The organism is Marivirga sp. (genome assembly GCF_035704835.1).
Taxonomy (GTDB): Bacteria; Bacteroidota; Bacteroidia; order Cytophagales; family Cyclobacteriaceae; genus Marivirga.
This window is the reverse complement of the sequence record NZ_DASSWQ010000094.1, coordinates 13423-26374: the sequence shown is the minus strand read 5'-3', so window position 1 is coordinate 26374 and position 12952 is coordinate 13423. Positions and strand designations below refer to the sequence as shown.

General features: G+C 33.1%; 11 protein-coding genes. 8 read left to right on the top strand and 3 right to left on the bottom strand.

Annotated features, from left to right (window positions below):
* Positions 1 to 199: 199 nt before the first annotated feature.
* On the bottom strand, positions 200 to 1735 hold the full coding sequence (locus tag VFM92_RS16550) for a cryptochrome/photolyase family protein (protein ID WP_325123344.1): 1536 nt from the start codon (positions 1733 to 1735) through the stop codon (positions 200 to 202).
* A gap of 179 nt (positions 1736 to 1914) precedes the next feature.
* Here VFM92_RS16550 and VFM92_RS16545 point away from each other — a divergent pair, with 179 nt between their 5' ends.
* Both VFM92_RS16545 and VFM92_RS16540 read left to right on the top strand, forming a co-directional pair.
* A complete protein-coding gene (locus VFM92_RS16545) occupies positions 1915 to 4551 on the top strand; it encodes an AsmA-like C-terminal region-containing protein (protein WP_325123343.1) in 2637 nt (878 codons plus the stop codon).
* A gap of 166 nt (positions 4552 to 4717) precedes the next feature.
* Entirely contained in the window at positions 4718 to 5092 is a 375-nt protein-coding gene (locus VFM92_RS16540; protein WP_325123342.1) for a SpaA isopeptide-forming pilin-related protein, read from the top strand.
* Between the two features lie 142 nt (positions 5093 to 5234).
* Here the strand turns inward: VFM92_RS16540 and VFM92_RS16535 are convergent, their stop codons facing one another.
* Positions 5235 to 5819 (bottom strand): ACP phosphodiesterase, encoded by a 585-nt coding sequence (locus VFM92_RS16535; RefSeq protein ID WP_325123341.1) that lies wholly within the window; start codon positions 5817 to 5819, stop codon positions 5235 to 5237.
* A gap of 199 nt (positions 5820 to 6018) precedes the next feature.
* Here VFM92_RS16535 and VFM92_RS16530 point away from each other — a divergent pair, with 199 nt between their 5' ends.
* From VFM92_RS16530 to VFM92_RS16505, 6 genes are all read left to right on the top strand, one after another.
* Positions 6019 to 6459, top strand: coding sequence for a hypothetical protein (locus VFM92_RS16530; protein WP_325123340.1), 441 nt, complete (start codon positions 6019 to 6021; stop codon positions 6457 to 6459).
* 90 nt (positions 6460 to 6549) lie between these two features.
* Entirely contained in the window at positions 6550 to 7830 is a 1281-nt protein-coding gene (locus tag VFM92_RS16525; protein ID WP_325123339.1) for an amidohydrolase family protein, read from the top strand.
* A gap of 570 nt (positions 7831 to 8400) precedes the next feature.
* On the top strand, positions 8401 to 9477 hold the full coding sequence (locus VFM92_RS16520) for a M42 family metallopeptidase (RefSeq protein ID WP_325123338.1): 1077 nt from the start codon (positions 8401 to 8403) through the stop codon (positions 9475 to 9477).
* Between the two features lie 100 nt (positions 9478 to 9577).
* Positions 9578 to 10096 carry a YfiR family protein gene (locus tag VFM92_RS16515; protein ID WP_325123337.1) on the top strand — a complete coding sequence of 173 codons (519 nt, stop codon included), beginning with the start codon at positions 9578 to 9580 and terminating at the stop codon, positions 10094 to 10096.
* A gap of 214 nt (positions 10097 to 10310) precedes the next feature.
* Complete coding sequence (locus VFM92_RS16510) at positions 10311 to 10835, top strand: YfiR family protein (protein ID WP_325123336.1); 525 nt, start codon at positions 10311 to 10313, stop codon at positions 10833 to 10835.
* A gap of 82 nt (positions 10836 to 10917) precedes the next feature.
* Positions 10918 to 11706, top strand: coding sequence for a helical backbone metal receptor (locus VFM92_RS16505; protein ID WP_325123335.1), 789 nt, complete (start codon positions 10918 to 10920; stop codon positions 11704 to 11706).
* On the opposite strand, the gene VFM92_RS16500 is transcribed toward VFM92_RS16505, so the two are convergent.
* On the bottom strand, positions 11677 to 12927 hold the full coding sequence (locus tag VFM92_RS16500) for a 3-phosphoshikimate 1-carboxyvinyltransferase (RefSeq protein WP_325123334.1): 1251 nt from the start codon (positions 12925 to 12927) through the stop codon (positions 11677 to 11679). The genes VFM92_RS16505 and VFM92_RS16500 overlap by 30 nt on opposite strands.
* Positions 12928 to 12952 lie beyond the last annotated feature (25 nt).

The window sequence follows — 12952 nt, the reverse complement described above, 5'->3', positions numbered from 1 at the left end:
TTGATAAAAATTTCGATATGGTGTTGAGCGTGTCTTCAATATTAACAAATTGTTAACATATAACGATTAATGATGATATAAAGTTAACAATTAATTAATAAAAATAATAAAGAGGTAATATAAAAGATGAAATTAAATATTATTTTTAAGCTCTTAAGGAACTGGTTTTTAGTTTTTTACCTGTATTTATAAGCCATTTCTACAAATCGTTGATGTGTTGGAGGTAATATTCTGCTTGATCTAACAGCTCTTCTTTCTCACTAGTTGATTTCTTATCCCAGGTTCTATACATCATGGCGATACGTTGATTTTTCTCAAGTTTTTCGCGATGTTTATCGTAGAAATTCCAATACAAACTATTAAATGGGCAAGCTTTGTCCCCCGTCTTCTTTTTGTGGTCATAATGACAATTGGAGCAATAATTACTCATTTTGTGCATATAATTGGCACTAGAAAGATAGGGTTTAGAACCAACTATTCCCCCGTCAGCGTATTGGCTCATTCCACGCGTATTCGTTATTTCTACCCACTCAATAGCATCAATATAGATTCCTAAATACCACTTGTCCACCTCTTCTGGATCTGTCATATTTAAAAGCGCAAAATTCCCAGTAACCATCAGTCTTTGAATATGGTGTGCATAAGCCTCCGATAAAGATTGCGTAATAGATTTTTCCATGCACTTCATTTTGGTTTTTCCTGTCCAGTAAAAATCAGGGAGCTTTCTATCGTGTTCAAAATAATTCTTATTGGCATAATCTGGCATTTTAGCCCAGTAAATTCCACGCATATACTCGCGCCAACCAATTACTTGCCTTATGTAACCCTCTACTTGAGCCAGGCTGATATTATCAGAATCTTCTTCCCAGGCCTCAATTATTTTATCCACTAATTCTTTGGGACTTATCAATTTTGAATTGAGCGCAAATGAAATTCTAGAGTGGAATAAAAATTTCTCTTCAGTATGCATAGCATCCTGATAGGTACCGAAATAGGGTAGGAGTTCACGACAAAAGTAGCGTGCAAATTGTAAGGCTTGTTTTCTGTCAATTGGCCAATGAAAATTTTCAGCATCAATTGTCCCAATAGTTTTGATATCAGCTTTTTGAATATCTTTCAATACTTCCGTAACATCCGTTTTGTAACTGTATGCCGGAGGAATTGGAACTTCACCTTTATACTTATTTCTATTTTCGTGGTCAAAATTCCACTTTTCACCAACAGGGTCTTTTCCATTCATTAAAATGCCATGGTCCTTTCTCATTTTTCGATAGAAATTCTCCATCAGAAACTGCTTTTTCCCTTTCAAAAATTCAGCTATATCATTTCTCTTGGTTAAGAAATGCTCTGTATCGACCACTTCAGTAGAAATAGCTAATTCATCACAAATGGCTTTCAATTGCTGGTCAAGTCTATACTCATCGGGTAATAAGTATTCAAAATGCTCAATATTGTGCTCCTTTATAATGTTTTTGATATTGGTAGATAATGACTGTTCATTTGTAGAGTCATCTATTTTGAAGTAAATGAAATGATGTCCTTTGCTTTTTAGTTCTGCCGAAAACGACCTCATGGCATAGAAAAATGCCGTTACTTTTTGAATGTGATGCGAAACATAATCAGTTTCTTGTCGCATTTCCATCATCACATAAACTATATTTTCTTGAACATCTGCAAACCAGGAATGTCTTTCATTTAATTGGTCACCTAAAACGAGTCTTAAGGTCTTTTTCATAATTTTAATTTGCATATCAACTGCATTAACTAAGATTTGTTGATAAATTATGTCCTCAAATCCCTCGAAAAGTGGATATATAAAATAAATAAATAATAAAAATCCGATAAATACACCTTATTCTTTTCCTATCGTTAATAATGTATAATTTTACAATAGTATAAAAGCAAGTTTAAATTATGAAAAAGCTATTAATCGTCTTAGGCAGTATAATTGCACTTTTTGTCCTAACCATTGTATTGGTTCCTATTTTGTTTAAAGATAGAATAGTATCAGCCGTTCGGACGGAAATTGATAAATCAATTAATGCCAATGTGAACTTTGAACCTTCGAAAATCAATATTTCATTACTATCAGATTTTCCTAATCTTACTTTAGGAGTGCAAGATTTTTCAATCACAGGTAAAAATACCTTTGAAGGAGATACTTTATTTACAGCTAAAGATTTTTCTGTTGAAATGGATATTGTGGCTATTATAAAAGGTGATCCACTTAACATAAAAGGTATAGTACTTAACCAGCCATTGATTAATATTCTGGTGTTAGAAGATGGCTCGGCAAATTATGATATTACGTATCCTTCTGATGAACCAGCGGAAGAAGAAAGTACTTCAGAAGAAGAATTCAAAATAGGTATTGATCATTGGGAAATTAACCAAGGTAGAATTAATTACTACGATCAAGTGAGTGATGTAGCGATTTCACTTTTAGGAGTAGACCACACTGGCAATGGTGATTTTACGCTCTCAGTTTTCGATATGGAGACCAAAACAACTGCTGAAGATTTTTCTTTCGCATACGGAGGCGATGTTTATGTTGCTCATAAAAGCTTGAAAGCTGATTTGCTTTTAGGAATGGATTTAGAAAATATGAAATTCACTTTCAAAGATGCAAAAGCTACTTTAAATGATTTTCATTTAAACTTTGATGGGTTTTTCGCAATGCCTACTGATGATTATGAAATGGATATCAATTTCAGCACTACAGATACTGAGTTTAAGAATATTCTTTCATTGGTGCCTGGAATGTATGCTGATGGTTTCGATGATTTGGAGACTAGCGGAGAATTTGATTTCTCCGGATATGTGAAAGGAGTTTATAGCGAAACGCAAATGCCAGGTTTTGCAGTGGACTTAGTAGTGAGAGATGCATACGTGAAATCAGCGGAAGTTCCTCTTCCAATTGAAAAAATAGGCATGGAATTGCATGCTAAATCAGAATCAGGAGATTTAAAAGAAGGCTACTTAGAAGTGAAAAATTTTGGTTTAACCATTGATAAAGACAGATTTACGGCCAATGCAAAAGTCAATAATTTTGACTCTCCAATCTGGGATTTAAATATGGAAGGAACGCTAAATTTAGACATCATTTCTGCAATAGAACCATCTGAAGAATTCAAAATGGGGGGGATTATTACAGCAAATATTAATTCCAAAGGATCTTATGCGGATGTTGAAAAAGAAGATTATACTAAATTGGAAACTACAGGGGATCTTAAAATGCAAAACTTTTCTTATGCAGAGAAAAATGCACCTGATTTTATCATAAGCACTGCTGAAATGAACTTTAATCCTGAAAATATAAATTTAACGACCTTAAAAGGGAATTATGGTAGAAGCGATTTTACCTTAAATGGAAGTGTTGGGAATTATATTGCTTATGCAATTGATGAAAAGGCAATCATCACTGGTAATATGAGACTGACTTCCACTTTATTAGATATAAATGAAATGATGGGTGATTCTGAGGCAGATTCTGCAAATGTGTCAGAAGATACATCCGCTATGGAAGTAGTAGTAATTCCTAAAAATATTGATTTTACTTTTGATGCCACTGCACAAACCATCAGATATGATAATTTTGAAATGAAAAATGCAGTAGGACAAATCAGGGTTAAACAGGGGATTTTAACGTTGGATCCTTTGAAAGTAGATATGCTTGAGGGTAATATTCAAATGACAGGTTTATATAATAGTCAAGATGAATACGAGCCAAAGTTTGATTTCCGTCTAGATATTTCAAATTTAAGCATCCCAGCGACTTTTGAGAATGTATTGACAGTTCAAAAATTTGTTCCAATTGCTCAAAAAATGCAAGGGAAATTTAGTACTGATTTTTCTATAAAAGGGTTACTAACACAGGAAATGATGCCTGATTTTCCAACACTTTCGGGTGGTGGGCTCATCACAATTGTTGATGCAGCAGTGAAAAACTCAAAAGTAATAAGTGGAGTTACTTCCCTTTCTAAACTAGATAATACTGACGAGGTGCAAATAAATGATGTACGAGTTCAAGCAGAGATTAAAGAAGGAAGATTGAGCGTTCAGCCTTTTGATGTAAAGGTAGGTCAATATAAAGCTACAATTGATGGGAGCACAGGGTTAGCTGGAGATATTAACTATAATTTACGGATGAATATACCTACGGGAAGTATCGGACAAGCCGCAAATACCGCTATTTCTAACTTATTGGGTAGTAAAACAAATTTAGTAGGGAATTCTATAAATCTTAATTTTACTATTGGGGGCACTTATGATGATCCAAAAGTAAAATTAGGAAAAACGACCACTGAGGGAGGGAATTCTGTCACAGCTTCCGTTAAAGATCAAATTGGTGATAAGCTAAATGAAGAGAAAGATAAGTTGAAATCTGAAATCGATACCAAAGTTCAAGCAGCTCAAGATAGTGCTAAAGCAGAAGCAGAACGATTAAAAAAGCTTGCGGAAGAAGAAGCCAAAAAGAAAGCAGAAGAGGAGAAAGAAAGACTTAAAGAAAAAGCCAAAAGTAAGTTAAAGGATATGTTTGGCGATGGCTAATTTAAGTGGAATGAAAATTTGCTAAGGACTTTTCTTGGTGATTTTGTAAGTGAATCATAATATTTTAAGTCTTATTGATTATTTTTGAAATAAAGGAAGTGAGAAGTGTCATTTGAAATAACCAAATGACACTCAAAACGTAAAAAATATCAAACTAAAATTTACTATGAAAAAATTAAAATTTGCATTAGGCTTATTAGTCGTATCGGCTTTTATGTTCTTTCAATTTACTCCTAAAAGTGAGGATGGTCAATTATTCAAAACTAATTTAAGAATTACTATTCAGGACGATTTAGGTAACATCCAGGAAGGTGCTAAAGTAACGCTATATGGAAGTGAAGATGATTACAGAAAAAGTGAAAATCCTGTAGCTGAGACACAAACAACCGATAAGAAAGGCCGAGTAACGTTCAAGGATTTGGAGCCTAAAATTTATCATGTTTATGCAGAAAAAGGCAGTATGAACAATAATAATTTAGGAGTTCAAACTGATACCTTAGAAGCTAAAAAATTAAATAAAGTGGCGATTGTAATTCAATAGCCTAATATATTCATAAACCTGCCAGATCACGATTATCTTTCTGTAGAATTTAAATGAAAACAGAGTCGATATTAACTATAATCTGGCAGGTTTTTTATGAAATTATATCCAATCCAAACTTTTCATTTTACGAAATCAACCTTCATTTTTTCTCCAAAAAAGGTTCACAAAAAGCTTTTAACTCGGTGAAAAACTCCTGAAATTCTTTTTCAAATTCTGAATGATATCTTTTCAATTCTACAGTAGATTCGTCCATTTTTGAGTTAAAATTTGAGCGGTTTGCCATTCCCTGCATCACTCTTTCTATTCCGTCAAAATATTGATAGTTAAAAAGCCAGTCGTGTTTTATCATGTAAGGCAGCATGTGAACTACTTTCTCGGGTAAAATGCTGATATGGTTTTCAAGCATTTTATATTGATTGTTCACATATTCTCTCAAGTCTTCCATATGATAATCCTTCCAGTTTCTGGCTAAAAAGTGGTCGTAGTAAATATCCACTATCACTCCTGCATAATGACCATATTTAGGCCTTAACCGGTCTTTACTTTTCTGAACAACTAAATGTTGGTCTGTGAACTCATCAATAGCCCAATGCATACGAATCCCTTGATTGATAATTTCATTGTAATGCTCCATGTCTGAAGCTTTTACAAAATCACCTATGAAATTACCAATTTTCAGTTCATCAGATTTACCTGAAAGATATATGTGCGCCAGAAAATTCATGACTTTCAATATAAGGGATTTCAGTGGAAAGTTCCGCAACATATTGTATATTGCTTTCTAATGTTAAGGTTTTTTAACATATGAAATAGTAATAAATCAAGGCATTTCATTCTATTGTGATATTTATTTGAAAATGTCGTGGTGGTATTAAATGTAGGCTGAAGCATTTCATATTGTAATTAAAAACAAACATGTACACATGAAATTTGAATTAAACTTGACTATCGATAAAATTTACTCCCACATAATTCATTTATTTCAACTGGCAAAAATTGATAATCGTTTTGTAAAGGAAGAAAAGCGATACCTCTATGCCTTAGGAAGAAAAAATGGAGTGACTGAAAAAGAGGTAGATAATATAATAAGAGAAGCTACAGATATTAATTTTCATGAACCTGAAACTATAAAAGAAAAAATAGTTTTCCTTTATGAATATATTCAAATGATGTTAGTAGATAATAAGTTGGATGAGCGTGAGGCACATATGTGTGCAATTATAGCTGAAAGAATGGATTTGGAAGGAGGTTTGGTGGGAAGTATGACCAATTCAATTGTGACTGCTAAAGATGAAAATAGAGCTCCAGAATTAAGCGATAAAGAATTGGAACTTTATATCCGAAATCCTGAGGACTTGCTGTAATTAAATGATAAAGTATGAACCGAGCTGGTTTTTATGAGTTCTTTAAAAAATCTTCTAAATTAAACACACAAAAATAAAATCAAACACTATATGAGAAAGCTATTACTAATTTTTACAATGGTTTTTTTGAGCTTTAGTTTAACTGCTCAAACAACCTATTTACACTGTGGGAAATTAATTGACGTGGAGAAATCAAAGATTCTGACAGAAATGACCATCATTGTGGAAGGAGATATTATTAGATCTATTGAAAAAGGATATAAGGCAGTTCCCGAAGGTGCTGAAGCCATCGATTTGAAATCAAAAACGGTGATGCCTGGTCTATTTGATATGCACGTTCACTTAGAGACTGAAACATCAAAAGATGGTTACATTAAACGATTTACTATGAACGATGCCGATATCGCATTCCAATCTACAGTTTATGCTAGAAAAACCTTGATGGCTGGTTTTACTTCCGTGCGTGATTTGGGAGGAAGTGGAGTAAACAATAGTTTAAGAGATGCTATCAATAAGGGGTTTGTAGTTGGACCTACTATCTATTCTGCGGGGAAATCAATTGCTACTACTGGAGGTCACGCGGACCCTACAAATGGTTATAAAGATGATTTGATGGGCAATCCTGGGCCTGCAGAAGGAGTAGTGAATAGTCCTGAGGAAGCAAGAAAGGCAGTACGCCAACGCTATAAAAATGGGTCAGATGTAATAAAAATTACAGCTACCGGTGGTGTTTTAAGTATGGCTAAAAATGGTCAGAATCCTCAATTTTTCGAAGATGAATTAAAAGCAATTGTTGAAACAGCCAATGATTATGGAATGTTAACTGCAGCTCATGCTCATGGAGATGAAGGAATGCAACGCGCCATCAGAGCTGGTATTAAAACCATTGAGCATGGAACATTAATGTCAGATGAAACTATGGAGTTGATGAAAGAGTATGACGCTTATTATGTTCCGACCATTACAGCCGGTAAAAGTGTGGCTGAATTAGCTGAAATTGAAGGTTATTATCCTGAAGTAGTAGTTCCAAAAGCAAAAGCAATTGGTCCTAAAATTCAAGATACCTTTGGAAAAGCATATAAAGCTGGGGTAAAGATTGCTTTTGGAACAGATGCAGGGGTATTTGTTCATGGTAATAATGGTAAAGAGTTTGGTTACATGGTTGAAGCAGGAATGAAACCGATGGAGTCTATTATTTCGGCAACCGTCACTCCAGCGAAACTATTAAATGTTTACGACAAATTTGGATCAATTACCGAAGGAAAGACAGCAGATATCATTGCCGTAAGTGAAGATCCAACTGAAAATATCAATACAATGGAATCAGTCGATTTCGTTATGAAAAAGGGAATAGTATATAAAAATCGATAATTAAAAATTAGGTCTAGTCCTAAACAAAGCGTTACAGTTTTACATGGTTACTAATTTTAGATAGCACTGAGAATTTTCTTAGTGCTATTTTTATTTTATCTAAATTTATTTTCTGCCATAGACAATTAATAAAACGAAATAGTGTAAGGCTGTCCAAAACCGAACATTTCACTGTTCATTTTTATAAAATTTACTTAGTACTTTTCCCAGAATCGCTTAAGAAGCAATATTTGATGTGTTGGCACATCAATTGAACTATCATAATAAAAATAAATATTCAATTATGATAAAGTTTTTACTTTGGTGTATTCTACTAGTGATTTGCTGGCCTTTGGCAATTACCGTTTTGTTTCTTTATCCTTTAATATGGTTGATTTTGTTGCCATTTAGATTGCTAGGCTTTGCATTCAGCTTATCATTTGCGGCAATCGGAGCGATATTCTTATTCCCTTTCCTAGCTGCAGGGAGGAGATAGGGCAGTTTCTGAGATTTTATAGATTAATAAGTAACATTTTGCTATCTGTAACGCTTATCTTAGCATTAGTAATTACTTAAAAATAAAATTCACCTATGGATAAGATAGCAGAAGATTTTCTTTTCAAATATTTAAATAATGCGGCACCAACAGGTTTTGAAACCAGTGGACAAAAACTTTGGTTGGATTACATCAAGCCCTATACAGATGATTTCATTCAAGATAATTACGGAACAGTGGCTGCAATCATCAATAAAGATGCACCCTACAAAGTAGTAATTGAAGCCCATGCTGATGAAATTTCCTGGTTTGTAAACTATATTTCTGATGATGGATATATTTATGTCATTAGAAATGGTGGCTCGGATCATCAAATCGCTCCTTCCAAAAGAGTGAATATTCATACTGATAAGGGAATTGTAAAAGGAATTTTCGGCTGGCCAGCTATTCATGTTAGAAATAAAGAGAACGATATAAAGCCCGAACTGAAAAATATTTTCATTGATGTGGGAGCAGATAAGAAAGAGGATGTTGAGAAAATGGGGATCCATGTTGGTTGTGTTATTACGTTCGATGATGAATTGATGTATCTTAATAATAAAGATTATATAGTTGGAAGAGCTCTAGACAACAGGATAGGTGGATTTATGATAGCAGAAGTTGCTCGTAAAATTCATGAAAATAAAGAAAAATTGCCTTTTGCACTATATATTGTTAACGCTGTACAAGAAGAAGTTGGTTTGAAAGGAGCTCAAATGATAGCTCAACAAATTAAACCAGATGTAGCAGTTATTACAGACGTTTGTCACGATACCCATTCCCCGCTTTATAATAAAATAGAAAGCGGTGACCAAAAATCAGGAAAAGGACCTGTTTTAACCTATGGTCCTGCAGTTCAGAATAATTTATTGAAAATGTTGATAGAATTAGCGGAAAAGGAGAATATTCCATTCCAAAGATCAGCTGCAAGTCGCGCTACAGGTACCGATACAGATGCTTTTGCTTACAGTAATGAGGGTGTTCCATCAGCATTAGTTTCACTTCCGCTTAAGTACATGCATACGACTGTAGAAATGGTACATAGCAAAGATGTACAATCAGTTATTGATTTATTACACGCTTTCATTGTGAACCTTAAGGACAAGCATAATTTTAGATACAAATTATCTTAATTTCTTAAAACATTACTTCTGAAAGCTATTGATACTTTTTCGATTTACTACTGATTAACAAAAGGCTACCTTTGTAGAGTAAATTATCAATAAATATAAAATGAAAAGAATCAGTAGAGTACTTTTAGTTGTTGCAGTTATGATGTTTGGTTTTAACCTTAAATCTGGTGAAAGACCAATGCATGAAATCCATTCTATGCTAATGTTTAATTTTATTAAATATGTAGAATGGCCAGCGGATGCGAAAGCAGGTAACTTTGTAATTGCCATTGTGGGTGATGAAAATGTTGCAACCACCATACAAAACTTTTATGCGAAAAGAACTGTGAAAGGTCAAAATGTAAAAGTAGTTACTTCAGATAACGTAAGTGGAGTTTCTAATGCACATGTTTTGTACTTAGCTGATAGCAGAAGTAGAGAATTTGATGAAGCAAAATCTAAATTCACCGGAAAACCAACATTAATCATAACAGACAGAAGTGGACTAGGTGAAAAGGGAAGTTGCATTAATTTCCAAGAGATAAATGGAAAACTTAGATTTGAGATTAATGAAAGCTCAATTCATGATAATAAATTAAAAGTTTCCAATCAATTATCCAGTATGGGTATAATGATTTAATACAAATAGTGATTTAGTTTAGTTTTTTTTACCCTAGTAGAATGATTCTTAAATCATTCATGCTAGGGTTTTTTCTTTCAGAATAAAAATTTAACAAGTATTAATTAAACTAATCCAATGTTTCGTTACTTAGCTAAGGTTTATTATGTTATTAAATATAATTTTCTAAAGAATAATCTTAATTTTAAAATTCATTTAAAGAAATAGTGCTGTTATGAAAAATATTTATAAAAAGTTATTCGTACTCATATTTTTAATAGCTGGTTTTTCAACCTTTAATGTACAAGCGCAAAGGCCTATACATGAAATTCATTCTATGTTGATTTTTAATTTTATTAAATATATTGAATGGCCTGAAGAAGTAACTAGTGGGGAATTTACTATTGCTGTTTATGGTGATGAAGATGTGTTTAATCAATTAAATGAGTTTTACGGAAAACGTTCGGTAAAAGGACAGAAATCTAATATTGTGAAAATAGAGGATCCTGCATCAATTCCTTCTGCACATGTTATCTATATAGCATCTAACAAAAGCAGAGATTTTGAGGATATTTTAAGTAAGTTTGATGCGAAACCAACTTTAATAATAACTGACCGTGCTGGCTTAGGTGAAAAAGGATCTTCCATAAATTTTAAAGTAGTGGATGGAAAATTAAAATTTGAAATTAATCAAGCAACATTTGATAATAGTAATTTGAAAATTTCTAGCCAATTAGTTAATATGGGAATAGCCATTTAAAATTTTTTAAAACAATATAGCTGAAGCTTCGTCCGAAAGGGGGAAGCTTTTTTTATTTAAAATTTATTGACTAATCCAAAGCATGTTAAAACTCAAAGATCAAATTGATAATGTAGTGGAGCTAGAAAAATCGGCATCCAGAATTGTTTGCCTCGTACCTTCCATCACGGAGTTTTTATACGATTTAGGTTTGGAGGATAAAGTCCTAGGAATTACTAAATTTTGTGTACATCCTCAGCATTGGTTAAAAGAAAAGCAAATTGTTGGGGGAACTAAACAGCAACATATAGATAAAATCAGAGCCCTAAAGCCGGATCTGATTATTGCTAGTAAAGAAGAAAATGTCAAGCATTACGTAGAAAAGCTGTGCAAAATATCTCCTGTTTACGTTTCTGATGTGAATGATTTTGATTCAGCTTTAGGAATGATGAATGATATTGCTTTATTAACCAATAATGCAGATACAGCAAAAAAACTTAATCACGATATTGTAAATAAGTTTAATCATATTGATAAACCAATAGTTAACATAAAAATCGCTTATTGTATCTGGAAAAACCCCTGGATGTGGGCTGGTACTGATACCTACATTTCGAATATGCTTAGCCATTGTGGTTTTGAAAATACATTGAAACAAAATCGCTATCCTGAAATGGAAATGTTGGATGTCATAAAAGAAAGTCCTGATTTTATTTTTCTATCTTCAGAACCCTTTCCTTTTCAGAGCAAACATATTGATGAACTAAAAACTGAATTTCCAAAAACGCGATTTATGATAGTAGATGGTGAAATGTTTAGCTGGTATGGAAGTAGAATGCTAAAAGCTCCTGAATATTTTAACTCATTGCTCGGTCAACTCAAATCCAAATAGTTTTAAATCTTCCCAAAAACTAGGATAGGATTTGTTAACAACTTCTGAATCTATGATTTTAATATCGTGCTTCATAGCAATTGGTGCAAAACCCATTGCCATTCTGTGGTCTTCATAAGTTTCAATTATTAAATCGGATTTAGTTTTAAAATTTGAACTGTCTAATTCCCAAATGCCTTTTTTAAGCTCTGAAAGTTTGCAATTAAATTTTGCTAGTTCATTTTGTAATGCTGTAATTCTATCGGTCTCTTTAATTCTTAAGCTTTCTAAGCCTGTTATTTCCAGGTTAATTTTTAAAGAAGCTGCGCATGGTAATACCGTTTGAGCTAAATCTGGGCATTTTTTAAAATCTAGTGTTAATTCTTTTTTAAGAGGGTCTGATTTTTTTTCTAACAGTAAACCATCTTCTACAAATTCGTAAACTACCCCAAAATTTTTTGCAATTTCTTTAATTACATTATCTCCTTGAAAGCTATCTTTCTTCAAGCCTGATAAAAAAACCTTTTTCCCGATTGGAGATTGTGCAATAATGGAAAACCAATAGCTAGCTGCTGACCAGTCTGATTCGACCCTTTGCATACTATCTTTATATGGTTGGGATTTTATCGTAATCACATTTTGATTTTGAGAATAATGGATTCCTGATAATTCCATTAAGCCTAAAGTCATGTCTATGTAAGGCTTACTAAAAATGGGTGCTTTGATGGAAATTTCTAAACCTACTGGAAGGGAAGGTGCAATCATCAATAGAGCTGAAATATATTGACTACTGATATTTCCTGGAATAGATATTTTGTAACTAAGTTGATTTTGAAAAGGCTTGATTTTCAAGGGAGGGTATCCTTCTCTATTTTTATAAGAGATATTTGCGCCTATAGAATTTAAAGCATCCACCAAAGTTCCTATAGGCCTATTTTGCATACGCTCAGTTCCGGTTAAGAGTATTTCTTTTGGAGAGGTCACCGAAAAATAAGCCGTTAGAAAACGCATCGCAGTTCCTGCATCCAGAACATCAAAAGTATTTTGTTCGTCTTCATTTTTCAAAAGGCGTATTAAAGTTTGTGTATCTCGAGCCGAAGAAAGATTAGTAATATTGATTTTTCCGCCTGAAAGTGCATTCATAATAAGTAATCTGTTCGACTCGCTTTTGGAACTAGGCAAATTGACAGAACAAATCTCTTGATTGGTAGAATGTTTATATTGATTTATAAAATAATTCAAAATATCCTTTATTAGTTTAAACTGT